Below are 23,485 nucleotides of genomic sequence, written 5' to 3'. Positions count from 1 at the left end.
CGGGCGGCGTTCCCGCGCAGCGGGAAGGCGATAGAGCCCGCGATCCCCGGGCACGGGAAAGGGCCGCGGTTGTCATGACGCCGGCAAAGCTGGCTGGTCGCGTTGGCTCGGCGTCTACGAGAGCAAGAAAACCAACACGCCTGCGAGTCAGTACCTTGTGCCTGCATTGCCGGAATCCAGCCCGAGCGCGAGAGCAACCTTGGAGCCGCAGCAAGACCGGACCTTCGCAGACGCTCACTTTCGACCCGGAGCGAACGTTCACCTGCATGCCGCGGAGGCCCGCTATGCACCGAAGCGGACGTACCGGAAGCGGGACCGCCACAGGTCGAGAGTGCGTATTTCAGCCCATCGTGGACGGCATTTCAGGCTGATCGTGGACGGGATTTCAGCGTGATCGTGGACGGCGTTTTAAGCTGATCGTGGACGCCGTTTCAGCGTGATCGTGGACGGTGGAGGTGGCGCGCAAGTGATCCTTTGACCGGGCCTAGGCTGGCTGCTTTTTGCAGACCCAGCCGATGCCCAACAAGAGAGTCACGATGCGTCGAATCCGAGAGACATTGCGCCTGCACCGTAAGCGCGCCCCACCACGCTCTTGACGGACGCGGCTGCTTTTGGTCAGACGTCAAGGACGTGGCCAGCAGCCCGAAGCCTACCCGCCACTTGTTGCCGTCCCCCGGGTCGATGCTGGCCGTGCGGTCGTTGATGCGCACGATGGTGCCCACCACCGTCTGCAGGTACTTGTCCTCGAAGGCCACCTTCTCACCACAGCGGACGTCGTTGCGTGTGGGCTTGGGCGGTGCCGGCGGCGGCGCTGCCGCAGCGGCCCTGCGCGGGCCTGACGTTGGGCGCCGGCGGCTCGATGGCCGCATAAGGCAGCTTCCATTCCCGGCGATCGAGAAGGTCTTGCACCGTCACCTACGTGTCCTTCATGGCCATCACCGTACCCCCGCGCAGGCTGCCGTCGCGCCAGTCCACGAAGCGCACCGTCTGGCCCAGGTGCATGTTCACGCGCACGGCGATGATGCGCCGCGGATCGGCCAGCAGGCGCTTGATCAGCGCGCTGAGCTGGAACAGCTGCAGGCTGCTGGCGCGGTTCATGACATCGACGAGTTGAGGATCGACACCGGGGTGGCTGATGCGGCACGCGGTACAACGGCTGCAGGCATGACGGCCCGCCCGATGTTCCAGGGCAGCAGCTCGTCGATACGGTTGATCGGATGGTCTGCGATGCGGCCCAGCACCTCGCGCAGGTACCCCTCGGGGTCGAGCCCGTTGACCGTGGCCGTCTCCACCAGACTGTAGATCGCCGCAGCACGGCGCCCGCCGGCGTCCGAACCCATGAACAGGTAGTTGCCGCGTCCGAGGGCCACGCCGCGCAGGGCACGTTCTGCCGCGTTGTTGTCGATCTCGATGCGCCCGTGTCACGGTAGCGGGTCAACGCCTGCCACCGGGTCAGGCTGTAGCCGATGGCGCGCGCCAGATCGGACTTGGCCGAGACGCGGCCCACCAGGCCGCTGAGCCAGGCGTGCATCTCGTCGAGCAGCGGGCCCGCCCGCGCCTGGCGCTGGCTGCGCCGGATGTCGGGCGGCTGCCCGCGGATGTCCTTCTCCACCGCATACAGCGCGGCGATGCGCCGCAGTGCCTGGGCCGCGATGCCGTCCTTGGCCTTGCCCGTGCTCAGGTACAGGTCCCACCAGGGCCGGCGCGCATGCGCCCAGCGAGCCGCCTCGGTGATCCGGCCGGTGTCGTACAGCTTGCCCCAGCCGCCATAGGCGTCGGCCTGCAGAACGCCGCTGTAGCGGCGTTCACCTTAGCGATCAGTGCTGAACATGATCTGAGGCGACGACTTCTTGGTCATGGGGATGCACTACGTTTTAGGGGGAGGAATGCGGCGATGAAGAGTTCAAAGTGTGCAGTCTTGAGTCCGCAACAACCCGTTCTCGGAGCCAATGATGAGAGTGTCCATCGGCCTGGTCGTCGCGTTACTGCTCTCCTACCTCACGGCGTCGCCGGGAATGGCACAGGAGACCTTTGCGGTTGAACGCACCAACTCGTTTCGAGGCGAAGCCGCTGGAAGTTCGCCCGGGTGGTACGGTGGTTCATTCACCGGTGGGTTTCCGGTACCGCTGACGGAGTTTGAGATGGAGGCATCCATCCTCGGCAAGCCAGACGACGTATTTGCATCGCTGCCTGGGGTGAGGCCTCCGCCGGGCTCAGCGTTCCGGGGGGCGTATGTCGAAGTTGCATTCGGCCGCACCTTCGATGCGAACACGATGCTGACCGTCTACGAGTCAATCCGAGAGTCCGAAGACGCGCTGATCTGGGTTTGGTTCGCCGATGGCGGATTCCTGCAGTTGGCAACGGACCCCGCAGTCGCGGGCGATGCTGTTGCCTTCGACCTGAGGCCCTTCGCTGCGGAACTTGCCGCCCATGGAGGCGCATTCACCAGGGTGGGGATTGGCGGCGTAGATCTCGGAGGCACAAGCCAGGGATTTGACCTCGACGCTGTGTCCATCACTCCCATTCCTGAGCCGGCCTCGTGGCTTCTCACTGTCGTTGGAGGCGCCGCGCTCGTTGGCTTCGGACGCACTCGCAGCAAGAGAGCCGAGTGGTCAGGAAAAAGGCTCTGACTTTCGCCCCGCTTGACATGTGGAGGTCCACGTGAGTACCTTTTCCCGTTCTGCAGCTCTGTCGCTTTGCTTGCTGATCCCTCTTCCGCTCATCGCGGCAGAGGCTGCTGTCACAAAGGTGCTGTTCGAGAACGAGCGGGTGCGAGCCTACGAAGTGGTATTCGCACCTGGCGCAGAAGCGAGGAACATTGAGCGCCCCTTCCGCGTCTTGCGGGCCTTGGTAGATGGTCGCCTGGAGCGGCGAACCGAAGACGGGCGAATAGAAGTCGAAGAATGGAAGGCAGGAGAGGTTCGCGCCATCGGTCCTGACAAGGCGGCCACCCGCAACGCCGGGGAGGGGGAGTTTCGCCTCTACATAGTCCAGGTGAAATAGGCTTTCCAAGCACCTCGGCGCTTGCTCTCGTGCGCATTTCAGCGATCGTGGACGCCTGTTTCAGACTGATCGCGGACGCCGTTTCAGCGCCATCGTGGACGCGCGAGGGTGCGCGCAAGGGAGGGGTTCAATGTAGCTCAGTCGTCCACGATCAGTTTGAAGCGCGGCGTGGATGAGCGGCTGTCGGTGCTTCAGTAGGGCGGGCTTTGGGGCTTTGGGGTTTCGGACTTGTTTTTCCAGGCCCATGCCAGGCCGCCGGAGGCCCCCCGATCACGCATGTACTCATGCTTGATCCCCTGGTGCTGCGGTGTCGTTCGCCGTCTTGGCCGGATCGCGCAAGGACCTGCCCTTGAGCTCGATCTTGTGGCCGCTGTGTACGACCCGGTCCAGGATGGCGTCGGCCAGCGTCGGGTCATCCAGGTATGCGTGCCAAGTCAAGTGGGGACGTACGTCGATCGATCTGGAGGCGCTGAGACAGCGTCTCGTGTTGCGGCACAAGCCTGGCGGGCGCTGCCTGTACGACAAGACGGCCAAGGCCGAGTTCGTCGAGCAGTGCTTGCAGCCGGTCGTGTCGGTAGCCCGCCTCGCACGCGAGTTCGGCATTAATGCCAACCAGGTTGCGTGCTGGATACGTGACCTGAGCCGCGCCGTCGCGAGCACCTGCAGCGGCCCGCGTCCTCCATTCTAGGGATGGCAGGCAATAGCGCGGCCGGTATCACTACAGGCTTATTCACCCCTCTGGGACACGCACGTGAGCTTCATCCAAGTCGCCAGCTGGAACGTCGAGCACCTTTCGGGGCACCCCCGCGCGCAGCGCCGTCAGAGCGCGTTCGCATTGGCGGACCATATCGAGATGGCCGGGATCGACGTCATTGCCCTGCAGGAGATCTACGTCACCGACTCGGCCGAGAAGGTGTCGCTGTCCAGCAAGCCCGGGGCGCCCGACGTGTCGGTGGCGGCGTGGGAGAAGGAACGTCGCAACTCCGATCTCGACGTGGTGTGCGCGGTTCTGAAGGAACACCTGGACACGGATTGGCGCTATCTGATCCTGCCCAACCGCACTGCGGGGGACAAGTCGCAGCTGTGCGCCGTCCTGTGGAACACCGGCAGGCTCACCTTCAGGGCGGCGACGCCGTTGCAGGTGTCGCACAAGGAAGGGACCAAGGTGCTCTGGGACCGCAAGCCCCATCTGGTGTCGTTCCAGTCCGATGTGCTTACTTGGCGTCGCGACGACGCCGGCAAGTGGCACCAGCTCGGTGAGAAGCGGACGCTGAGCGTCGTGCCGCTGCACATGAAGTCAAACTTCGGCGGCGCTACCGCCAGCCGTGCCGTCAGGGCCGCTGAGGCCAAGACCTTGTGCGAGGCCTTGAAGGCCGCCGAGGCCGCCGCAGGAGCCGCCTGGGATCCGAGCGTGCTGTTGCTCGGCGACACCAACATCCTAAACAACAGCGAGCCGGCGATTGAGACCTTCATCGCCAACGGCTGGCGCGACCTTAACAACAACGACCAGAGCACTTACTGGTCGCCGCAGTTCCCGAACGGGTCGCCGTTCGATCGCGTGTTCGTCGCCGAGAACCGGCGCGAGTTCCGCTACAGCCGGCAGTACATCCTTCGCTCGTCCGACCTGGAAGCCCACGACCGATTTCTCTCGGACCACTACATGGTGAAGGTCAGTGTCAAGGACTACGTCGACGACGCCGATCCCCGAGGCATGGCGCCTGAGTGAGCCGCCGAGCCGTCTCGAGGCAGCGTTCGAATTCGCACGTCTAACGAAAAACCCCCCGAACGGTTACCCGTCGGGGGCTTTCGTCTGCTCTCAGCTCAGTCGCGATTCCTTGCCAGCTTGGACGCGAGCCACTCGTGCACGTCGGCGCGGATGTTGCGACTGGCAAGCAGGAAGTCCTCAAAGCGGATCTGCACGCGCAGATACCCCACGGCATGCGCGCTTCTTCCGGCCTTGCGGCAGGACTCCCATGCGTTGCAGGGCCGACAGGCGCTGACGGTGTTCATGAAGTCCGTCCGGCCGCCCCGCGCCTGCGGCAGGATGTGCTCCACGGTGAACCCGTGGTCCGGAAAGGCCTCCGCGCAGTAGCAGCGTTCGTTGCGGCCAGGGACTGTCCCAATAACTGCCATCGGCTAGCGTCTGCTCCTGGCCGAAAGCGCGCCGCCAGGGACCGCTTTGCGGACGCGGCAAAGCCGTGCTCTCGCTCCGAGGCGGCTGCATGGCACGACCCCGCGCTCCTGCGTCGAACCAGTACTGCACAACCGGTGAGCCACCCACGGCTGAAGGCCAACGAGCGAGGCGGCGAATCAGGCGGTCCTCATTGGCAGCGTCGTCCGGCACTTCGGGAAGCCTACGCATCCCCAGAAGGCCGAACCGCCGCGCTTAGGCTGTCGATCGACCATCTTGAGGCCGCAGTTGACGCAGGTGGGCCGCCAGTAGTCGCCCTCCAGCGCGACGTCGAGCAACTCGGCCTGCTGCTCAGGAGAGCGCGTGCCAATGAGCTCGAGGAGTCCATCTACAACCAGCAGGTTGATGCCGTTGACTCGGGCGAAGGCGATCGCATCAGTTGTGAAGGCCGAAGTGGTAGCAAACTGGCCGCGCTTGACCAGGCGTGCAGTCATCACGCCGCGAAGCTCCCGCACCTTGTCCACGCCCACCTTCTTGCCTTGCCAGTGCTTGCACTGCACTAGGCTCACGGGCTCGCCTGGCTGGTGCCGCGAAAACAGCCAGATATCCACGCCCTCATCCGCGCCATGAGACTGAGAGGTGGTTTCGAAGCCGGCCTGCTGGAAGAGGCGCTCAACGACCGCTTTAAAGCGACGCCACTCGATGACGTTGAACACCGGCTTCCCCCAGCGCACCGGGCGCTCGTTCAGCGCGGGGGGTGCGGCGGCGATGGGCCTTGCCGCGACAACCGGAGGCTGATCGACTACTACGGATCGCGCGCCTATGGGCGGATCGCCATGCTGGCGGCCGACAGCCAGAGCGCGCACTGGAGGCGCCGGCGGCACAGGGGCGGCGCCTTGCGTCGCGGCGGATGCCGATTGCCGCCCAATCAGGTGCCCAACGCCCAGTACGATCACACCCGCCAAAACCATCCAACCGGCCATACCGCGTAACGGCAGGAAGACGTCGCCCAGCGGCGAGGCCCCAAGCACCGACGGCAGAACGAGGAACATCAGCCCGAAGCCCACCAGCGCCAAGCCAGCCTCCGTCAACTTTCGGGCCTCGCGCCCACCTTTCTGGGTCCTCCTGCTGCTCCTAGGAGTCTGCGCGGCAGAAGCCGCCCAGCCTCCTGCGGCGGCTTTAACGCCCAGCTCCCCCGAGCCCCCTCCGCGAGGGAGCTCCAGCGTGTTCGACGGCACCCTCCAGCCTCCCTCCAAGAGGGAGGCTCCAGTCAGTCTGACGCGGCCTGCGCGGCGGCTCAGCGTGCGCCGAGCACTGCCATACGCCGCAGGTTCAGCGCCATGCACACGAGCTTCCATTCCGCTTGCACCCGGTGCAGCCCCCGCAGGCCGAACTGCCGGAACCCCAGCACGTTCTTGATCCATCCGTTGGGCGGCTCGGCGATCCACTTGCGCTTGCGGTACGCCGCTCGTCCTTCTTCGGTCTGCAGCTTGGCGGCCATCGCCGCGGTGTGCGGGCATCGCTGCGCGTCGACCTCGGCGTGCCGCTTGCCTTCGCGGCCCAGCGCCATCACCACCTCGATCGGCGCACTGCTCAGGTTCGCTTCGCTTCGGTAGCCGACGTCGGCCAGCGCCAGTGCGGGCAGCTCGCCCAGGTTGTCGCCCACGGCCTGGATCATCGGCAGCAGCCAGTTCACATCTGGTGCAACGTTGTCCAGCTCGGCCGCCACGATGATGTGCGCGGCCTCGTCCACCGCGGTCTGCGCGTTGTACGCCGGGTCGAACCCGCCGCCGGCGCGCTTCATGATGCGGCTGTCGGGGTCGGTGAAGTTGTCCTGCGCCTTGTCCTGCGGCACGCCAAACTCGCGCTTGTAGCGCCCGCCCTTGGGCTGGCCGTCCGGGCCACGCGGGCGGCGGTCGTCGTCGTCGCTGCGCCCGCGCTCGACGTCGGCCTCGCGCTGGCGCTGCTCCAGGCGTTGGCGGGCCTCGCGGATGGCCGCCAGTCGTGCCTCGCGGCGCTCGATCTCGGCCGGCAGATCCAGTTCCGGCTCGCCCGCTTCGGCCTCGTCGGTGGCCTTCGCACGCGCCAGCAGCGCGTCGATCTGCCCCTTCACTTCGGCCTCGGCCTGCTTCATGCGCTCGTAGCTCATGGCCTTGTGGCGGCTGGCGTTGGCCTTGACCTTGGTGCCATCGATGGCCACCGTGCCCAGCCTGACCAACCCCATCTCGCGGGCCAGCCCGACCACCTGCACGAACAGCGCCGACAGCTCCTTCAGATGCAAGGCGCGGAAGTCGCAGATGGTGCGGTGACGCGGGAAGTTGCCCGCAGCCAGCATCCGAAACGCCAGATCCTCGTGCAGTCGGCGCTCGATCTTGCGCGAGCTAAACACGCCCGTGGCGTACGCGTAGACCAGCACCTTGACCATCATGGCCGGGTGGAACGGCTGGTTGCGCGAGCCGCCGCCCTCGTAGCGCGCGTAGAACGCCTTGAGGTCCAGCGCGTCAACCGTGTCGTAGATGTAGTGGGCCAGGTGGCCCGCCGGCAACCAGTCTTGCGGCGCCGCCGGCAGCAGCATCACCTGGTCGGGTTCGTAGGGTCGATAGCTTCCAGCCATGCCACATCAACGCATGCCTTGTGCCAGGCAGCACTAGGAACTACCCGGTTCTGCCGCGCAGACTCCTAGCCACCAGATCGTCTCCCTCACCGTCGGTCGGCTGATGATTGCACGCCCATGCGAGGGCCTTCGCCAGCGGCCGTTGCCGCTTGCCTTGGGCGCCGACATGCGCGTGAGGCAGGTCCGTACGGCCGCCATGCCGCGCTAGTGCACGGCAGCAATCACTTCCGCTCGGCGACCAACGCAGCAGAGGCGATGGGGCGGCCGATCGGCGGGTTGGCGGTGCAACAGATCCTGCCGCCTGCACCGTGATGGAACGGGGTGACGCGGCGCGCCGGAGTGCCGCGGACCCCTGAATTGCAAGCGCGTCAGGAAGGCCCGGCTGTGGCCGGTTGAGCCGAAGTGCACCAGACCCGTCCCCTGAAACCTGCCTCGCTTGGCCGATCCCAGCCCTCGTCCACCGCGCCAGCCTTACGCTCGCGGGTGCTCCCTCGATGCACACGATGCCCATGGACATGCTGACAGAGGTCCTGGGTCGCCAGTACCGGGGTACTTCAGCAGGCCGGCGCATTGGCGGAAAAGCGCAGTAACTGATGCAGTAACTCCATATGGCCAGCAGCGCTGCATCTAGCGTTCGCGCGGACTGCCGCGACGTTTTCGATCCTCCTCGTCGAGACGATGCACGGCTGGCAGACGGTCGAAGCACCGGCCATGACCTTCGACCGGTGCCTGGCCCTGGCCACCGCGGTGGCCACCTTCTGCGACCAGCAGATCCACGCCGAGCGGCCGCTGCTGGCCGCCACCTTGCCCACCGGCGAGCGGGTGCAGGTCGTCATCCCGCCGGCGGTGCCCCGCGGCACGGTGTCCATCACCGTGCGCAAGCCGTCGGCCGTCGTCAAGCGGTTGAACCAGCTGCACCACGAGGGCCTGTTCGACCGCGTGGCCACCGCCACCGCCAACACCCTGTCGCCGCTGGAGCAGGAACTGCAATTACTGCAGGCCGCGGGCCGTTACGCCGCCTTCCTGCGCCTGGCCGTGCAAACGCGGCAGACCATCGTCGTCAGTGGCCGCACCGGTTGCGGCAAGACCACCTTCATGAAGGCGCTCATCGAAGAGGTGCCACTGGAGGAGCGCCTGATCACCATCGAGGACACGGCGGAACTGGCCCTGGCGCACCACCCCAACGTCGTGCACCTGTTCTACAGCCGCAACGTGCCGGGCAACCAAGTCACCGCCCGCACGTTGCTCGAGGCCAGCCTGCGCATGAAACCCGACCGGCTGTTCCTGGCCGAGGTGCGCGGCGAGGAGTGTTTTTCATTCGTGCGGTTGGCGGCCTCGGGGCACCCGGGCAGCATCACCAGCGTGCACGCCGGCAGCTGTGCGCTGGCTCTGTCGCAGATGGCGCTGATGATCCGCGAGAGCGGCGCCGGTGGCAGCTTGAGCCTGCCGGAGATCCACGGCCTGCTGCACACGGTGATCGACATCGTGGTGCAGATCGACCGGGATGCACAGGGCCGGCATGTCAGCGAGCTGTTCTACCGGCCGCGGGCTCAACGGGTGCTGAGCGATGGACCCGCCGGAGCACGGCCATGAACGCCCTCGCCGGCTTGCCCCTGACCGCCTGGCCGCGCAGTCGGCAGGTCACCGCGGCGGTGTTTATCACGCTGGTGGTGGGTGTGCTGGTGGTGGGCGCCCTGTACACGGCCGGGCTGCTGTTCTTGGTCTGGCACCGGGTTGACCCGGGGAAGGCTGGTTGGTTCAGCATCCTCGACTACTGGCAGGCCTACGGGGCGGACCCGCAGTTCCAGCGGCCGCTGCTGCTGTGCACCGTGCTGCCAGGGGCACTGGTCCTGCTGCTGCCCATCGGCCTGGTGCTGGCGGCGCGGCCGCGGCGCGCGCTGCACGGGGCGGCGCGTTTTGCGACGCCGGCGGAGGTGCGCCGCGCCGGCCTCACCGGCGAACGCTCGACCGCGGGCCCCAGCATCCTGCTCGGCCGCCACCACGGGCGGTTCCTCAGCCTGCCCGGCCCGCTGTCGGTGATGCTGTCGGCGCCCACGCGCAGCGGCAAGGGCGTGGGCGTGGTAGTCCCCAACCTGCTGAACTGGCCGGACTCGGTGGTGGTGCTGGACATCAAGGGCGAGAACTACGACCTGACGGCGGGCTACCGGGCGCAGCACGGGCAGGCGGTGTGGGCGTTTTCGCCGTTCGACGAGGCCGGCCGCAGCCATCGCTGGAACCCGCTGTCGGCGGTGCGCACCTCGCCGCTGCACCGCGTGATCGACCTGCTGACGATCGGGCAGGTGTTTTTTCCGAATGACGGCAGCGGGACCTCGTCGGAGGCGTTTTTCAACGACCAGGCGCGCAACCTGTTCCTCGGGCTCGGTTCGCTGTTGCTGAAAACGCCCAGCTGGCCGCGCACCCTCGGCGAGATGTTGCGGCAGTCGTCCGGCCAGGGGCAGCCGCTGAAGGACCACCTGCAAGGGCTGATCAGCAGGCGGCGTGAGCACCCGACCAAAGAGCTGCCCGCCCTGTCCGACGACTGTGTCGACGCCTTGCAGCGGCTGCTGTCCAACTCCGACAACACCCTGTCCAGCGTGGTGGCGACCTTCCATGCGCCGCTGACCATCTTTGCGGACGTGGTCGTGGACGCCGCCACCAGCGGCGACGACTTCCGGCTGCAGGACCTGCGCCGCCGGCGGCTATCGGTGTACGTGCGCATCCCGCCGAACCGGCTGCTCAACGCGCGGCCGCTGCTGAACCTCTTCTTCTCCCAGTTGGTGAGCTTGAACACCCAGCAGTTGCCTCGGCAGGACCCCACGCTCACCGTGCAGTGCCTGCTGGTCAACGACGAGTTCACGGCGACGGGGCGGGTGCCGGTGATCAGCACGGCGGCCGCCTTCCTGGCCGGCTATGGGCTGCGGTTGCTGACGGTGGTGCAGGCGATGTCGCAGCTCGATGCGGTCTACGGCGACAAGGAAGCGCGCACGTTTGCGACCAACCACGGGCTGCAGATCTTGTTTGCACCCCGCGAACAGCGCGACGCCGACGAGTACAGCGCCATGCTGGGCACCTTCACCGAACGCGCGACCTCGCACGGGCGCAGCCGGTCCTTCAGCGGCCGCAGCGCCAGCAGTGTCAGCCGCAACGAAAGTGACCAGCGGCGGGCCTTGCTGTTGCCGCAGGAGTTCAAGGAGCTCGGCAGTGAACGGCTGGTGATCGTGGCCGAACACTGCAAACCCATCCTCGGCGACAAGATCCGCTACCACCACGACCCGGTCTTCCGGGCCCGATTGCGGCCACCGCCGGCGGTGCCGGCGATGGACTTGGACCTGCACCTGGCCAAGGTGCAGCGGCGGGTGCGGCTGCTGCCCGAGGAGCTGCCCGTCGGCAAGACCTTGTCGGCCGATCACCTGGCAATGGACTTCAGCGCACTGCCCGACCGCTTGGACGGCACGCCCGACGACGCAGCGCGTCAGTACCTCGACTGCTTCTTCGAGGCTGCGCAAGCCGCCGAGGGCGGTGCCATTGAAGCGGAAGCCGACGACGACGGTGTGTTGCTTGATGAGCCCAGTCTCGACCCACTGGGTCGTACCCGCCCCGTTAGGTCCACCGGAGAGCTGCCATGCGCATCCTGACCTTGAGCCTTGTCACCGCCCTCGTGGCGGCTTGCAGCAGCCCGCCTCCGCTGCCAACGGCCGAAGACGCACCGCGCCGGCCCATCAACACGCCCGAGGCGGTCGAGTTTCAGAGCTGCCGCCATGCGCTGCACAACGGCCGCATCGAGCTGCGGGAGTCAAGAGAGCAGGTGGCCCGGCAAGCCAGTCGGCTGGTGCAGTGGGCCCAGCAGGTGCCGGCCGATCCACCGGCGCCGCCGGGCAACACTGTCATCACGGTGCGCTTTGCGTACGGCAGCCACGACGCCGACCTACCGGCTGCGGCGCTGCAGGCCCTGCTGCCGGCCGCACGGCAAGCGCCGCTGATCCTGCTGCGCGGCCGCACCGACGGCACGACCGACAGCGTGGCCGAGGCGCGCATCGCACGCGACCGTGCGCATGCCGTGCGCGACCTGCTGGTGGCGGCGGGCATTGAGCCCTCCCGCATCCGGGCCACGTACCAGCCGTCCGGGGATGCCGTGGCCGACAACAGCAGCCCCACAGGGCGTGATCTGAACCGCCGAGTGGAGATCGAGCTGTACCGCGTGGCGCCGGTGCCGCTCAGTACCCAAGCGCTGGTGGCCGGTGAGAACGTGCCCTGAGGACCCCGATTCGTTTGTCCTTCAACCGTCAGGAGCTTGTAATGGATGAACTGCCCCTTCCCGCCCGGCCACCGGCCGGAGGCACCGTGGAGCCCGCGAACCGGGCCACGGTTGCCAAGACACGTTTTCAGATGCCGCCCGAGCCGGCGGGCGAACGCTTTGAGCTGCGTGATCCCTTCGCCGAGGTGCTGTACACAACGACCCGATGGCCGGATATGGTCGCCAAGGCCGAGCAACTCGGCAGCCGACGGTTTGTGGCGATCGATGCGGACGGCCAGCGCAGCCTGGTCGACAAGGTGGACGGCCAATGGCAACGTGGGCCGCAGCGGCCTGCGGCAGCCCCTCGGTCGCCGGCGGTCGCCACCACGCGGGACGAGGTCCCGGATCTGGCAACGGCCGAACAAGCAAACGCGCAACACGACGCGATCAAGCCCCCGGCGGTCGAGCCGCGCCACGCAGGCACCGGTCCGCACCCGCCGACGCCCACCGGCCGCAGCAGCGGCCCGCTGTCCGAGATCGACCACGCGGCCGACCGCAGCACGCGCTTGGCTCAACTGGAAGCCGCGCTGAAGGACCGGTATGTCATCAAGCGGGCCGCCGTGACGCTGGGGGACGTGCAGGTTGGCCGCACCGAGTACCGCTTTCGCGGCGACACCACCCGCGTGGCCTTCACCGAGTCCACCTTCAAGCTGTCCACCGACACCAACAGCCCGTCGGTCGCCCGTTCGATGATCGACGTGGCGGAAGCGCGCAATTGGCGCGCGCTGCGGGTGTCGGGCAACGAGGAGTTCAAGCGCTTGGTGTGGCTGGAGGCGTCGGTGCGCGGCGTCAGGGCGCTGGGCTATGAACCCAACCCGGCCGACCTCGAGGTGCTGGCCAAGGAACGCGAGGTGCGCCAGCGCAACCGCATTGAAGCGGTGCCGGAGGCGAACACGTCGCCCGATGCGCAGAAGGGCGCCAGCGGCCGCGGCGGCGGCGGGCGCAAGGCGGTGATCGCCGCCATCGAAGCGATCCTGGTCGACAAGAAGGTACCACCGGCACAGCGCGAGGCGGTGCTGGCCGCAGCGACCGAACAGCTGGCGCAGCGCCTGCGGGCCGGCCAGACGCCCAAGGTGGCGGTGTACGACCGTGCAGCACCGTCGCAGCGGCCGGTGGTGGCACCCCCCGAGCGCAGCCGCACGCGTGATCGCACGGCGCCCACACGGTGAGGCCATGGACAGCACCGGCAACGTCGACAGCCGTCCGGCCTGCTATGCCTTCGATCACGTCGTGCTGGCGCCTCAGAGCCCCGCCTTCCCGGACGCCGTGGCCGAGGCTTATGCGCAGCGACTGCGCCCGCGCTGCCTCTGCCAGCCCAGGGGCGTGCCGATGTACATCGCACACTGGGGGCCAACTTACCTCATCAAGCGCATGCCCGACACCGGCCCCGCGCATGCGCCGGACTGTGGTTCCTATGAACCGCCGCTCGAGTGGTCGGGCCGTGGCGAGGTGGCGCCCGCGATCCGGGAAGATGTCACCACCGGCCTGGTCAGCTTGCGAGTGAACTTCCCGCTCAGCCAGCAGCCCGGGCGTCCTGGCGCGCCAGTAGCCGGCGAGCCACGCGGCAGCGTGCGCAGCCCGGGCAGCCGGCTGACGCTGCGCGGGCTGTTGCACTACCTGTGGGAGCAGGCGGAGCTGAACCGTTGGCATCCGGGCTTTGCGGGCCGGCGCACTTGGGGCACGGTGCGCCGCCACCTGCTGCGAGCGGCGCAGCGCACCACCCTCGGTGGACAGCCATTGGCGGATCGTTTGTACCTGCCGGAGGTGTTCAGCGTGGCGCAGCGTGAGGTGCTGGCGCAGCGGCGGCGCCAGCAGTGGGCGAGCGCCCTGCCCCGGGATGGCCAGCCGCAGCCACTGCTGTTGATGCTGGCCGAGCTCAAAGAGCTGGTGCCGGCGCGTTACGGTCACTCCGCGGTGCTCAAGCACCTGCCGGACGTGACCTGCTGGCTGGATGCGACCCTGATGCGGCGCCTGGCGCGGCACTTCGACGCGGAGTTGGCGACCTGGGGCGCCGAGCCGGATCTTCACTTGGTGCTGCTGGCCACGGCCGTGTTGTCCGACGTCGGCCGGCCTACATTGGTGGAGGTCAGCCTGATGTTGACCACCGCCACCTGGCTGCCGGCGGACGGCGGCTTCGAGGCGCAGCTGCTGCAGGCGCTGGTGCAGGCAGGACGCTGTTTCAGCAAGCCGCTGCGTTACCAACTCACCGGCGCCGCATTGCCGGCCGCGGTGCTCATCGACACGGACGAGGCACCCTCGCCGCTGTTTTTGGTGTCGGACGGCGGGAACGAGACGGTGGCACGGCCCGCCGCCGCTTGGTGCTGGTCGCCGCGTGATTCGGTGATGCCGGCCTGGCCGGCGCGCCGCAACGCCACCTTCACGTCGCACACCACGCCGTCACGGCCGCCCCCACCGGACGGGGGGATGCAGCCGCCCACCGGACGGGCAGACTGCGCGGTAGACGTTCCGTCGGCATGATGATGAACTTGGCTGCGCCTGTGCGTCCCACCCCGGTGCTGGACGACCCCCCGGAGCACTGGTGTGCCCGGGTGCGCGGGCATCTGCACGGGACCGGTTACTGCGACGCGTGTGTGCAAACGGCCCGCCGGATCGGGCTGGCGGGCTGGGCGCGCAACCGCAAGGACGGCTCGGTGGAGGTGGCCTTGCACGGCTCGGTGGCGCAACTGCTTGAGATGCGCCGCTGGCTGGCCGACGGACCAGCACTGGCAGAGGTGCGCAGCATCGAATGGCGGCAGGTCAGCTGTACCGCATCGACCAGCAGCCGGTTCGAGCGGCGGTTGATGGTGTGACCCCCACCGCAGGCATGGGCTGCCCGACCCTCACCCGGGCGGTGGTGAAGGCCACCGGCATCGCCCATGCTCAGTCCAACCCGCCCCGATGTCCCATTCCACCAAAAAGCCGCCTTCGGTAGGAGGGCGGGCGCTACGCATCGGGCTCGCCCTGCAGAGCCAGCTGGTCGTCGACGGGCAGTTGATCACGGGCCGGAATTCGGCGTCCGGCACGCTGGTCGGCGCAGCGACCGTCCGGGCACTGCGGGAGGCCGCATAAACCGGTCGTCGGCAGGTGCGGCGGTGATAGCGCACTGGCAGGTACGTAAAAGCGGTCTCGGCCGAGTGCTGGAGCTGGTGGCGTGGATAGGCGCCGCCGCTGGCGGGGCTACGAGGCCTACCGAGGCGTCGACGCCCCGACCTCCGTGCTGCTGGTCCACCATTATCAGGACGATGCGGCGCTAGAGGCGCACAAGCAGTCCCCGCACTATCGCCAGCATGTGGTCACGGTGTGCTGCTTTTGCTGTCAGCGCGTCGAGATCTTGCGGCCGGGCGGTGTGCAACCGTAGCAGGGCTTGCCGGCGTTACGGCTTGCCCACATCGGCATTCCACGTTGATAGCAGCCGCTCCCTGCCCTCCAGAACATGTCGCTCGGCGACTGCTTTCGCACGGGCCTTGGCGCCGCGAGCAATGGCCTCAAACAACGCGCGGTGTTGATCGTTGGAGCGCTGCATGTTGCCCGGGCCATTGAAATAACGTCGGCGGAACAGGTGCAATTCCTTGACGTACTCGTCATAGGTCTGAATGGCGCGCTCGTTGCCCGAGAGCTCAAGGATTCGCCGGTGGAAGGCGAGGTTCAGCTCGTAGTACCGGGTGCTGTCATTCTCGTCGTTGGCTGCGTCCATCCCCAGCAGCATCGATTCCAATTCCCGCTTGTCGGCATCCGACGCACGTTCTGCCGCCCGCTCGGCCGCAAAGCCGAACACCAGCGCCCGCAACTCATAGACCTCCAACATCTGGCGGACCGACAGCGTGCGAACGAACACCCCGCGGTTGGGCACGGGCGTGACCAGGCCCCACCCCACCAGCAGGCGCACAGCCTCGCGAATGGGCCCCCGGCTGGTGCCCATTCGCAGCGCAAGCGCCGCTTCGTTCAGACGTTCCCCAGGAGCGAACTCGCCGTTGTAGATCAAGCGCCGCAGGTCGTCGGCGATTCGGGGCGCCAAGTGTTGCTCGGCGCTGCGGAGTGACTTGGCCTCTGTCATGTCGCAAGCATAGGGCACCGCCGCAGCACACCCCGTAATGTCAACACTTGTGGCCAAAGTGTTGACACTTGCAGGCATGGACCGGATACTGGACTCATTGACAGAGGATCATTCCATGCCGCACCTCCCCGCGTCTCCTGCGCTCGCACGTTTTCGCGTCGTTGACCTCACCCAAGTGCGGGCCGGCCCTACGTGCTGCCGGCAACTGGCTGACTGGGGGGCCGACGTGATTCAGGTGCAGATGCCCGAGCACATGCGCGGCGACGACACCCTTGGCGGCCAGGACGGTTCCGACTATCAGTACACCCACCGCAACAAGCGCTCGATTACGCTGGATCTCAAGCAGTCAGAGGGCATCGGCCTCCTAAGGCAGTTGATCGGCACCGCCGACGTGGTCGTCGAGAACTTTCGGCCCGATGTCAAGTTTCGGCTCGGCATTGACTACGAGTCCCTTTCAAAGGATCACCCCAGGCTCGTGTACGCCAGCATCTCGGGCTTCGGACAGACCGGCCCGCTGGCGCAGCGACCGGGCTTCGATCAGATTGCCCAAGGCATGGGGGGGTTGATGTCTGTCACCGGCCTGCCCGGTCAGGGTCCGGTGCGCGTGGGCATCCCCATCGCCGACCTGTGTGCCGGCGTCTTTGCGGCGCAAGGCATCCTGGTGGCGCTGCTGGAACGCGAAAGTTCGGGCCGAGGGCAATGGCTCCACACCTCGCTGCTGGAGTCCATGGTCTACATGATGGACTTCCAGACGTCTCGCTGGCTGATCGACGGAGAGGTCGCCAAGCAGGCCGGCAACTTCCATCCCACCAGCATCCCAACCGGCGTCTACAAGGCCCGGGACGGCTACATGAACATCGCGGTCTTCGGCTCGAAGATCTGGGAACGGTTCTGCGACATCCTCGGCGCGCCTGAATGGGTGACAGACGCTCGATATCTCGACAAGGCTGCCCGCTCGGTCAACCGCGACACCCTGAACGAAGAAATCAACCGTCGACTGGTCGCGCACGACCGGGCGCACTGGATCGCGCGGTTCAACGCCGGCGGTGTGGCGTGTGGACACATCAACGACTTGAGCGAGGTGTTTGAAGAGCCGCAGGTCCGACACCTGGGCATGGTCAAGGAGGTGGTATCGGACCACCACGGCCACCAGCGGCTCGTTGGCCAACCGGTGCAGCTCGAACGCACGCCCAGCACGGTCGCCCGTGCTGCCCCGCGCCGTGGCGAGCACACGCACGAAGTGCTTGCCGAGATCGGCGTGAGCACCGACGACATCACGCGCCTGCGCGCACAAGGAGTGTTCTGATGAATGGCAACGATTACCGATCACCCACCGGTCGGGTCGAGACTTGGCGGGATGGTGGCACCTTGCACATCCGCTTCAACAATCCGGCCCGACACAACGCACTGTCGGTCGACATGTGGGAAGCGGTGCCGGTGCTACTGGCCCAGGCGCAGCAGGACGACCGCCTGCGCCTGGTGGTTTTCTCGGGCGCGGGCGACAAGGCCTTCGTATCCGGCGCGGACATCTCACAGTTTGAAGACCAGCGCGCCGCCCGCGAGGCGGTGGTCCGATATGAAGCCATGGCCGAGGCCGCTCTCACCGGCATCGAGCGCTGCCCCCTGCCCACGCTGGCCTGCATACGCGGCTGGTGCATAGGCGGCGGCGTGAACGTTGCACTGGCCTGCGACATCCGCATTGCGGCCGACGATGCGGTGTTCTCCATCCCAGCGGCGCGCCTAGGCCTCGGCTACCGTTATTCGGCCATGAAAAACCTGGTGGACCTGGTCGGCCCCGGGGTGGCGAAAGACCTGTTCTTTACGGGCCGGCGCATCGGTGCTGACGAAGCGCTAGCCCGAGGTCTTGTCTCCCGCACCTGTGCTGCCGATGCACTCAATGACTTGCTGACCGAGTACACCCTCGCGCTCGACGAGAACGCACCGCTGACGGTACGCGCCGCCAAGGCCATTACGGCGGAGGTCTTGAAGACCTCGCCCGAGGTCGACCATGAACGCTGTGCTGCGCTCATCCGCGCATGCTTCGATAGCGAGGACTACGCCGAGGGCCGACGCGCCTTCATGGAAAAACGGCGTCCGGTGTTCAAGGGCCGCTAAGGCCATTCGGAGATCAAGATGCGTGCTTACACCATGCAGGAGCGGGACGGTGAATTGCAGCTGCAACTGCAGGAAATGCCGATGCCCTCGCCCGGGGCTGGTCAATTGCTCCTGCGAATGCGCGCAGCTGGCCTCAATCGGGGCGAGTTCATTGCCGGCCACGGCCTGCACGCAGCTGGCGGCGGCGCGAAACCTGTCGGAACGGAGGCGGCAGGAGCAGTGGTGAGCCTGGGGCCGGATGTAAAGGACTGGCAGGAGGGCGACCGTGTGATGGGCCGCTGCCGTGGCGCTTTTGCCGAGTATGTGCTGATGGATACGCGCGAGGCGCTGCCGGTGCCTGCGGCGCTCGACTGGACAAGGGCCGGTGCCGTGCCGCTGACGTTCCTCGTCGTCTACGACATGTTGGTGCTGCAAGGCCGCCTGCAGCCCGGCCAAAACCTGCTGATTGCCGGCGTGACGTCAGGCGTGGGCACCACGGCGTTGCAGGCCGCCAAGGCCATGGGCGCACGGGTGATCGGCACGTCCGGCAGTGCCGACAAGCTGCAACGACTGCAAACGCTTGGCCTGGACCTAGGGCTGCACACCCGCCAGCCGGATTTTGCCGACAAGGTGATGGCAGCGACGGACGGCCAAGGCGTTCACCTGGCCATAGACACCGTGGGTGGCACCGTGTTCGCCGAATGCATCAAGTCGCTTGCATTCGAGGGCCGACTGGCCATGGTCGGCTACGTCGATGGCGTTCTCACTGCGCAGCTCGACCTGGAGGCCTTGCACAGCAAGCGCCTGTGCCTGTTTGGCGTGTCCAACAAGCTGCGAACGCCGCAACAGCGGGCCGAACCGGTGGCCGGTTTCAAGCGCGACTGGTTGCCCTGGATGGCCGAAGGCCGCTTAAGCCCGGTCGTCGACCAGGTCTTTACGTTCGACCACCTGCAGCAAGCCAAGGCCTGCATGGAAGGCGGCAGCCAGGTCGGCAAGCTGGTGCTGCAAGGCCCGGCGGACTGACCGCAGCAACAACCAAGGAGACAACATGACCTCCCTCCCCCGCATCGCCGCGATGCTGCTGATGTCAATCGCCTGCGCTGCGGCCAGTGCCCAAAATTATCCGAACCACCCGATCAAGCTGGTCGTCGGCTTCTCACCCGGTGGGGCGGCCGACACGGTGGCACGCGCCATGAGCGACGCCATGGGCAAGTCGCTCGGGCAGACGGTGGTGGTGGACAACCGGCCAGGCGCCGGGTCCAGCCTGGCGGCCGAGTTCGTGGCCAAGGCACCGCCTGATGGCTACACGGTCCTGATCGCCAGCCCGAGCAGCATCTCGGTCAATCCAGCGCTGTCCCCGAAGCTGGGCTACAAGTTCAGCGATCTGCAGCCGGTGCTGAAGATCACCTCCTCTCCGCTCGTGATTGCCGCGTCGCCCAGCAGCGGGTTCGTCACGGTCAAGGACCTCATCGCTGCGGCCAAGAAGGCGCCCGGGTCCGTCAACTATGCGACGTCCGGTGTCGGTTCTGCACCCCACCTCGGCGCGGAACTGTTCGCACAGGTCGCCGGGGTGAAAATGTTCCACGTGCCCTTCAAGGGAGGCTCACAAGCGGTGCAATCGGTGGTGGCCGGCGACACGCAGGTTACCTTCGGCACGCCGCCATCGGTGCTCGGGCTCGTGCAAGGCGGTCGGTTGCGCGGGCTGGGCGTTAGCACGCGCGAGCGCTCTCCGCTGGTTCCGGGATTGCCCGGCATGGTGGAGGCGGGCCTACCCGACTATGTGCTCGACTTCTGGTATGGCATCTTCGTGCCGGCGGGGACACCGGAAGCGGTTAGCCGCAAGATCTTCGACGCAGCCACCGTGGCACTGCAACAAAGGTCGGTGGCTCAAGCGCTGGCATTGGAAGGCACCGAGGTCTCGCTGTCCGCGTCGGTGCAGGATTTCAAGAACTTCCTCGAGAAGGACAACCTGTTCTGGGCGCGCCTGGTCAAGTCGGCCAACGTCAGCAAGGATTGACGCTCCAGTCCCATGAGCACATGCCTGATGATCTCCGCGGCCACGCGCCAGTTGCTCGGTGAACCGCTGGAGCGATTGGCTGACGAGCATGACCTGCACATCGAATGCGCTGGCACGCCAAAAGGTTCGCCAAGCTGTCCCGTCGACGTCGCTTATATCTCCCGCGACATCACCGGACTGTCCACCAAGCACCATGTGCAGGAGCCGCTCGCGAGCTTCTACCGCCGGCTGCTGGCTTCTCCACAGCTAGCCTGGGTGCACACCCACAGCGCCGGCATTGACCGCGCCATTTACGGCGAGTTGATGGCACGAGGCGTGGTCGTCACGACGTCAGCAGGCTCAAACGCAGAAGTCGTTGCGCAGACGGCGCTCGCCGCGGTGGTGTCGCTGTCGCGTCGATTGCCGCAGCTCATGAGGGCGCAAGCACGGCATGCATGGGAGCCGCTCGCTTCAGGGACTGCGCCGGCGGACTTGGCGGGACAGACAGTGGTGCTGGTCGGCTGGGGCCACATTGGTCGCCGCCTCCATGCCTGGCTGAAGATGTTGGACCTCGAAGTCGTCGTAGTCCGGCATAGTGCTCAGCCGGCTGGGCACGGCATAGAGACTGTGCAATACGCTCAACTTGGGTTTGTCCTGCCACGCGCGCAATGGCTGGTTCTCGCTTGTCCGTTGACCCCGGCCACTACCAGGCTTATCGATGAAGCGGCAATCAATCGTCTGCCGGAAGGGGCTCAGCTCATCAACGTCGCACGCGGGGAACTGATCGATGAGACGGCACTGATTTCGGCGCTGCGCTCACGCCGGCTTGGTGGGGCATTTCTCGACGTGTTTTGCGAAGAGCCGCTGCCGCCGAATTCGCCGCTATGGGACTTGCCCAACACCGTCGTCACGCCACACTCTGCTGGACTTGCCGCGGGCAATCCGACGCGCGCCGGGCGTCTGTTTATGGACAATCTTGCCAGGTGGTTACGCAAGGAGCCGCTTGTCAATCAAGCAAGCATGACGGTTCTTTGAGCCGGCTGTCAATGTGAGGAAAGCTGATGGATGCGAAGAGACGCCTTGTTTGTCATGCCGCTGCGCTGGCCGTCGCAGGCTGCAGTGCCCCAAGCTGGTCGGGCAACGCTTCCGCCCCCGCTGAGCTTGCGCCCAACGGGCGCCTGCGCGCAGCCATCAACGTGGGCAACCCGATCCTGGCCAGCCGTAGGAGCACGGAAGATCCGCCGACTGGCGTCTCGGTGGACCTGGCGCGCGAGGTGGCACGCCAGCTCGGCGTGGAGCTTGACCTCGTGGTCTTCAGTTCGGCCGGCAATGTCGTGCAAGCGGTCAAGGCTCAACAAGTTGACGTCGCATTTGTTGCCCTGGATCCCGTGCGCGCGGCCGACATGGAGTACACCCCGCCCTACGTGGTGATCGAAGGAGCATACCTGGTGCGCCAGGACTCACCAGTGCGCAGCAACGAAGAAGTCGACCGGCCCGGCACCCGGGTGGCAGTCGGCCGCGGGAGCGCCTACGACCTGTACCTGACGCGCGCTCTGCAGGCTGCGACGCTGGTACGCGCACCGACCTCGCCGGCCGTCGTCGACCTCTTCCTTGCACAGCAGCTCGAGGTGGCCGCCGGCGTGCGGCAGCAACTCGAGGCCGATGCGCGCCGTGTGGGTGGCGTCCGTCTGCTGCCGGGCCGGTTCATGGTCATCGAGCAGGCCATCGGCGTGCCGAAGGGCCGGCGCAACGCCCAAGCCTGGCTGGCCACCTTCGTCGAGGACATGAAGGCCCGTGGCTCGGTGGCGGCCGCACTGGCGCGCCACCGGATCGAAGGCGCCGCGGTGGCGCCCGCGGCGCCACGTTGAGGCCGCGCGGCGCTGGTCAGCCGGCAGCCAGCCGACTCAACTCCCGCACATCGGCCAGCATGGCCAGACGTCGGCAACCGTCGATCAAGGCACGGCTGGCGGCATCCCCGATCACCGGCGCGGACTGCTGAAAGAACTTGGCATCCAGAGCCTCGTCGCTCATCGGGCGCTGCAGCGAGCCGATGGCATGTTCCACGAACACGTGCACCCGGCGGCCGTCACTGAGCACGGCGGTGACGTCGGCCGAGGCTTCGTCGATGCGGTCGTCCACCATGGCGGTCACCTTGTCGCGCAGCGCCACCACGTCCGGCCGGCGCACGATCTCATCGGCGAACTCGGCCTCGGCTGCGCGGCCGAAAATCAGGCCGGCCGCACACCCGTGGTAGACGCTGAACTTCCCTTGCAGGCCGTCCGTGGGCGTCTTCTTGCCGGTCAGCTCGAGCACCAGCGAATGCACCCGCAACTCGATGCGTTCGACCTGCTCCGGCAGCACGCCCTGCTCTCGCAGCTGGATGCTGGCATCGATGCTGGGATGGATGACGATACCGCAGGCGAACGGCTTGTAGGTGTTGAACGAGATCTCGAAGCGCTGGCCTAATTCGTCGGTCGCCTCGTTCCAGGCGCATTTGGTCGACAGCACCTGTGCATAGCCGCGGGGGGCCTCCAGTGCGCGCGGGCTGGCCGTGAAGCCGTGCTGTGCCATCAGCGCCGCCAGCAAGCCGGCACGCGCTGCACCACCGGGGTGGAACGGCTTGGTCATGGTGCCGAACTGCTCGCGCAGGCCCACCGGCTGCGACGCCGCAATGCCCAGGGCCATCGCCGTTTGCCCTGCGTCCAGGCGCAGCAGCCGCGCACAGGCTGCCGCGGCGCCCAGCGTGCCGGTCGATCCCGTGATGTGCCAGCCACGGTCGTAGTGCTCCGGATACATCAGGTTGCCCATGCGGCACGCCACATCGATGCCCAGCACCAGTGCGTCCAGCAGTTCCCGCCCGCTGCGGCCCAGGTGTTCGGCCAGCGCAAAGGCGGCAGAAGCCACCGGCCCTGCCGGATGGATGATCGTCTTCAGGTGGGTGTCGTCGAAGTCGAAGGTGTGCGAGCTGATGCCGTTTAACAGTGCCGCACCGGCCATGTCGACACGCTCGGGGCGTCCGAACAGCGTGGCCTGCGGCGCGGGCTCCAACATCTGCACCGCCGCCAGTGCGGCGTCGACCGCTTCGTGGCGGGCCGCACCCACGGCGCAACCCGCCCAGTTCAGGAATGTGCGCACCGCCTCCCGGTCCACTTCGTCGCTCCAGCCCTGTGACGGGTGTGAGGCGACAAACTCGGCCAACTGGCGGGTGATCGGCGGTGCGTTGTGGTCGGCGGGGACAGCGGTATTGCGGGCCATGGGATCTGCAGTGGTTGGGAAAGGAATGGGAAAGATCGACAGGT

The 23,485-nt window shown here is 66.9% G+C and carries 25 protein-coding genes and 2 pseudogenes; 17 read left to right on the top strand and 10 right to left on the bottom strand.

Going from position 1 to position 23,485, the window contains the following annotated elements; all coding sequences use genetic code 11:
* Positions 1-431 precede the first annotated feature (431 nt).
* From VO99_RS31510 to tnpC, 4 genes and pseudogenes are all read right to left on the bottom strand, one after another.
* Positions 432-755: a hypothetical protein gene (locus tag VO99_RS31510; protein ID WP_232315504.1), complete on the bottom strand. Its 324-nt coding sequence runs from the start codon at positions 753-755 to the stop codon at positions 432-434.
* A gap of 4 nt (positions 756-759) precedes the next feature.
* A complete protein-coding gene (locus VO99_RS31505) occupies positions 760-915 on the bottom strand; it encodes a hypothetical protein (RefSeq protein WP_232315502.1) in 156 nt (51 codons plus the stop codon).
* Positions 916-1,098, bottom strand: coding sequence for a hypothetical protein (locus VO99_RS31500; protein WP_232315501.1), 183 nt, complete (start codon positions 1,096-1,098; stop codon positions 916-918).
* Positions 1,095-1,798, bottom strand: a pseudogene (gene tnpC / locus VO99_RS23780) (IS66 family transposase); the annotation flags it as partial. The gene VO99_RS31500 and the pseudogene tnpC, both read right to left, overlap by 4 nt.
* 154 nt (positions 1,799-1,952) lie before the next feature.
* On the opposite strand from tnpC, the gene VO99_RS23775 reads away from it, so the two are divergent.
* Together VO99_RS23775 and VO99_RS30525 are read left to right on the top strand one after the other, a co-directional pair.
* Positions 1,953-2,630, top strand: coding sequence for a hypothetical protein (locus VO99_RS23775; RefSeq protein ID WP_157039744.1), 678 nt, complete (start codon positions 1,953-1,955; stop codon positions 2,628-2,630).
* A 31-nt stretch (positions 2,631-2,661) separates the two neighbouring features.
* Positions 2,662-3,003 carry a cupin domain-containing protein gene (locus VO99_RS30525; RefSeq protein ID WP_157039743.1) on the top strand — a complete coding sequence of 114 codons (342 nt, stop codon included), beginning with the start codon at positions 2,662-2,664 and terminating at the stop codon, positions 3,001-3,003.
* A 282-nt stretch (positions 3,004-3,285) separates the two neighbouring features.
* Here the strand turns inward: VO99_RS30525 and VO99_RS30520 are convergent.
* Positions 3,286-3,447 (bottom strand): annotated as a pseudogene (locus tag VO99_RS30520) (ATP-binding protein); the annotation flags it as partial.
* Here VO99_RS30520 and VO99_RS32025 point away from each other — a divergent pair.
* Both VO99_RS32025 and VO99_RS23765 read left to right on the top strand, forming a co-directional pair.
* Positions 3,395-3,691, top strand: a complete 297-nt coding sequence (locus VO99_RS32025) for a transposase (protein WP_157039742.1) — start codon at positions 3,395-3,397, stop codon at positions 3,689-3,691. The pseudogene VO99_RS30520 and the gene VO99_RS32025 sit on opposite strands and share 53 nt — an antisense overlap.
* A gap of 63 nt (positions 3,692-3,754) precedes the next feature.
* Positions 3,755-4,729, top strand: coding sequence for an endonuclease/exonuclease/phosphatase family protein (locus VO99_RS23765; protein ID WP_046115425.1), 975 nt, complete (start codon positions 3,755-3,757; stop codon positions 4,727-4,729).
* 95 nt (positions 4,730-4,824) lie between these two features.
* On the opposite strand, the gene VO99_RS23760 is transcribed toward VO99_RS23765, so the two are convergent.
* The 3 genes from VO99_RS23760 to VO99_RS23750 form a co-directional block, all read right to left on the bottom strand.
* Positions 4,825-5,136 (bottom strand): HNH endonuclease, encoded by a 312-nt coding sequence (locus VO99_RS23760; RefSeq protein WP_052736584.1) that lies wholly within the window; start codon positions 5,134-5,136, stop codon positions 4,825-4,827.
* Positions 5,137-5,313: 177 nt separating this feature from the next.
* The gene (locus tag VO99_RS23755) at positions 5,314-6,201 is read right to left on the bottom strand and encodes a restriction endonuclease (RefSeq protein ID WP_232315506.1); all 888 of its coding nucleotides are present in this window, start codon (positions 6,199-6,201) and stop codon (positions 5,314-5,316) included.
* A 230-nt stretch (positions 6,202-6,431) separates the two neighbouring features.
* Positions 6,432-7,748 carry an IS1182 family transposase gene (locus VO99_RS23750; RefSeq protein ID WP_046115423.1) on the bottom strand — a complete coding sequence of 439 codons (1,317 nt, stop codon included), beginning with the start codon at positions 7,746-7,748 and terminating at the stop codon, positions 6,432-6,434.
* A 711-nt stretch (positions 7,749-8,459) separates the two neighbouring features.
* On the opposite strand from VO99_RS23750, the gene virB11 reads away from it, so the two are divergent.
* From virB11 to VO99_RS32020, 7 genes are all read left to right on the top strand, one after another.
* Positions 8,460-9,341 (top strand): P-type DNA transfer ATPase VirB11, encoded by an 882-nt coding sequence (gene virB11, locus VO99_RS23745; protein WP_232315499.1) that lies wholly within the window; start codon positions 8,460-8,462, stop codon positions 9,339-9,341.
* A complete protein-coding gene (locus VO99_RS23740; protein WP_046115422.1) occupies positions 9,338-11,383 on the top strand; it encodes a type IV secretory system conjugative DNA transfer family protein in 2,046 nt (681 codons plus the stop codon). The genes virB11 and VO99_RS23740 overlap by 4 nt, the downstream gene beginning before the upstream one ends.
* Positions 11,371-12,003 (top strand): OmpA family protein, encoded by a 633-nt coding sequence (locus VO99_RS23735; RefSeq protein WP_046115421.1) that lies wholly within the window; start codon positions 11,371-11,373, stop codon positions 12,001-12,003. Before VO99_RS23740 ends, VO99_RS23735 begins: the two co-directional genes overlap by 13 nt.
* 41 nt (positions 12,004-12,044) lie before the next feature.
* On the top strand, positions 12,045-13,211 hold the full coding sequence (locus VO99_RS23730) for an LPD7 domain-containing protein (protein WP_046115420.1): 1,167 nt from the start codon (positions 12,045-12,047) through the stop codon (positions 13,209-13,211).
* Between the two features lie 4 nt (positions 13,212-13,215).
* A complete protein-coding gene (locus tag VO99_RS23725; protein WP_052736582.1) occupies positions 13,216-14,520 on the top strand; it encodes a DUF1173 family protein in 1,305 nt (434 codons plus the stop codon).
* Positions 14,517-14,852: an acylphosphatase gene (locus VO99_RS23720; RefSeq protein ID WP_157039740.1), complete on the top strand. Its 336-nt coding sequence runs from the start codon at positions 14,517-14,519 to the stop codon at positions 14,850-14,852. The genes VO99_RS23725 and VO99_RS23720 overlap by 4 nt, the downstream gene beginning before the upstream one ends.
* Before the next feature lie 341 nt (positions 14,853-15,193).
* Complete coding sequence (locus VO99_RS32020) at positions 15,194-15,400, top strand: antibiotic biosynthesis monooxygenase family protein (RefSeq protein ID WP_052736581.1); 207 nt, start codon at positions 15,194-15,196, stop codon at positions 15,398-15,400.
* A gap of 15 nt (positions 15,401-15,415) precedes the next feature.
* Here VO99_RS32020 and VO99_RS23710 read toward each other — a convergent pair whose 3' ends face one another.
* Positions 15,416-16,096 carry a GntR family transcriptional regulator gene (locus VO99_RS23710; RefSeq protein ID WP_046115419.1) on the bottom strand — a complete coding sequence of 227 codons (681 nt, stop codon included), beginning with the start codon at positions 16,094-16,096 and terminating at the stop codon, positions 15,416-15,418.
* Positions 16,097-16,211: 115 nt separating this feature from the next.
* Here VO99_RS23710 and VO99_RS23705 point away from each other — a divergent pair, with 115 nt between their 5' ends.
* The 6 genes from VO99_RS23705 to VO99_RS23685 are packed head-to-tail and all read left to right on the top strand — an operon-like array spanning position 16,212 to position 22,054.
* Positions 16,212-17,402, top strand: a complete 1,191-nt coding sequence (locus tag VO99_RS23705) for a CaiB/BaiF CoA transferase family protein (RefSeq protein WP_046115435.1) — start codon at positions 16,212-16,214, stop codon at positions 17,400-17,402.
* Positions 17,402-18,211, top strand: a complete 810-nt coding sequence (locus VO99_RS23700) for an enoyl-CoA hydratase (protein ID WP_046115418.1) — start codon at positions 17,402-17,404, stop codon at positions 18,209-18,211. Before VO99_RS23705 ends, VO99_RS23700 begins: the two co-directional genes overlap by 1 nt.
* A gap of 18 nt (positions 18,212-18,229) precedes the next feature.
* On the top strand, positions 18,230-19,213 hold the full coding sequence (locus VO99_RS23695) for a zinc-binding dehydrogenase (RefSeq protein WP_046115417.1): 984 nt from the start codon (positions 18,230-18,232) through the stop codon (positions 19,211-19,213).
* A gap of 25 nt (positions 19,214-19,238) precedes the next feature.
* Positions 19,239-20,207, top strand: coding sequence for a Bug family tripartite tricarboxylate transporter substrate binding protein (locus tag VO99_RS23690; protein WP_046115416.1), 969 nt, complete (start codon positions 19,239-19,241; stop codon positions 20,205-20,207).
* A gap of 27 nt (positions 20,208-20,234) precedes the next feature.
* Positions 20,235-21,221, top strand: coding sequence for a D-2-hydroxyacid dehydrogenase (locus VO99_RS29760; protein WP_198157037.1), 987 nt, complete (start codon positions 20,235-20,237; stop codon positions 21,219-21,221).
* 26 nt (positions 21,222-21,247) lie between these two features.
* Positions 21,248-22,054, top strand: a complete 807-nt coding sequence (locus VO99_RS23685; RefSeq protein WP_083440881.1) for an ABC transporter substrate-binding protein — start codon at positions 21,248-21,250, stop codon at positions 22,052-22,054.
* Positions 22,055-22,070: 16 nt separating this feature from the next.
* Here the strand turns inward: VO99_RS23685 and VO99_RS23680 are convergent, their stop codons facing one another.
* A complete protein-coding gene (locus VO99_RS23680) occupies positions 22,071-23,441 on the bottom strand; it encodes an MmgE/PrpD family protein (protein WP_046115415.1) in 1,371 nt (456 codons plus the stop codon).
* Positions 23,442-23,485: the final 44 nt, after the last annotated feature.

The sequence above is a fragment of the Aquincola tertiaricarbonis genome, from assembly GCF_000969605.1.
GTDB classification, from domain to species: Bacteria; Pseudomonadota; Gammaproteobacteria; order Burkholderiales; family Burkholderiaceae_C; genus Aquincola; species Aquincola tertiaricarbonis.
This window is presented reverse-complemented; position numbering and strand designations above follow the sequence as displayed.

Excerpts from the sequence above, each read along its gene's own strand:
- VO99_RS23775 (WP_157039744.1), top strand. The coding sequence starts at position 1,953 with ATGAGAGTGTCCATCGGCCTGGTCGTCGCGTTACTGCTCTCCTACCTC.
- VO99_RS29760 (WP_198157037.1), top strand. The coding sequence starts at position 20,235 with ATGATCTCCGCGGCCACGCGCCAGTTGCTCGGTGAACCGCTGGAGCGA.
- VO99_RS23725 (WP_052736582.1), top strand. The coding sequence starts at position 13,216 with ATGGACAGCACCGGCAACGTCGACAGCCGTCCGGCCTGCTATGCCTTC.
- VO99_RS23685 (WP_083440881.1), top strand. The coding sequence starts at position 21,248 with ATGGATGCGAAGAGACGCCTTGTTTGTCATGCCGCTGCGCTGGCCGTC.
- VO99_RS23740 (WP_046115422.1), top strand. The coding sequence starts at position 9,338 with ATGAACGCCCTCGCCGGCTTGCCCCTGACCGCCTGGCCGCGCAGTCGG.
- VO99_RS23695 (WP_046115417.1), top strand. The coding sequence starts at position 18,230 with ATGCGTGCTTACACCATGCAGGAGCGGGACGGTGAATTGCAGCTGCAA.
- virB11 (WP_232315499.1), top strand. The coding sequence starts at position 8,460 with ATGACCTTCGACCGGTGCCTGGCCCTGGCCACCGCGGTGGCCACCTTC.
- VO99_RS32025 (WP_157039742.1), top strand. The coding sequence starts at position 3,395 with ATGGCGTCGGCCAGCGTCGGGTCATCCAGGTATGCGTGCCAAGTCAAG.
- VO99_RS23690 (WP_046115416.1), top strand. The coding sequence starts at position 19,239 with ATGACCTCCCTCCCCCGCATCGCCGCGATGCTGCTGATGTCAATCGCC.
- VO99_RS23750 (WP_046115423.1), bottom strand. The coding sequence starts at position 7,748 with ATGGCTGGAAGCTATCGACCCTACGAACCCGACCAGGTGATGCTGCTG.
- VO99_RS23735 (WP_046115421.1), top strand. The coding sequence starts at position 11,371 with ATGCGCATCCTGACCTTGAGCCTTGTCACCGCCCTCGTGGCGGCTTGC.
- VO99_RS23680 (WP_046115415.1), bottom strand. The coding sequence starts at position 23,441 with ATGGCCCGCAATACCGCTGTCCCCGCCGACCACAACGCACCGCCGATC.
- VO99_RS23705 (WP_046115435.1), top strand. The coding sequence starts at position 16,212 with ATGCCGCACCTCCCCGCGTCTCCTGCGCTCGCACGTTTTCGCGTCGTT.
- VO99_RS23730 (WP_046115420.1), top strand. The coding sequence starts at position 12,045 with ATGGATGAACTGCCCCTTCCCGCCCGGCCACCGGCCGGAGGCACCGTG.
- VO99_RS23720 (WP_157039740.1), top strand. The coding sequence starts at position 14,517 with ATGATGATGAACTTGGCTGCGCCTGTGCGTCCCACCCCGGTGCTGGAC.
- VO99_RS31500 (WP_232315501.1), bottom strand. The coding sequence starts at position 1,098 with ATGAACCGCGCCAGCAGCCTGCAGCTGTTCCAGCTCAGCGCGCTGATC.
- VO99_RS23700 (WP_046115418.1), top strand. The coding sequence starts at position 17,402 with ATGAATGGCAACGATTACCGATCACCCACCGGTCGGGTCGAGACTTGG.
- VO99_RS23760 (WP_052736584.1), bottom strand. The coding sequence starts at position 5,136 with ATGGCAGTTATTGGGACAGTCCCTGGCCGCAACGAACGCTGCTACTGC.
- VO99_RS23710 (WP_046115419.1), bottom strand. The coding sequence starts at position 16,096 with ATGACAGAGGCCAAGTCACTCCGCAGCGCCGAGCAACACTTGGCGCCC.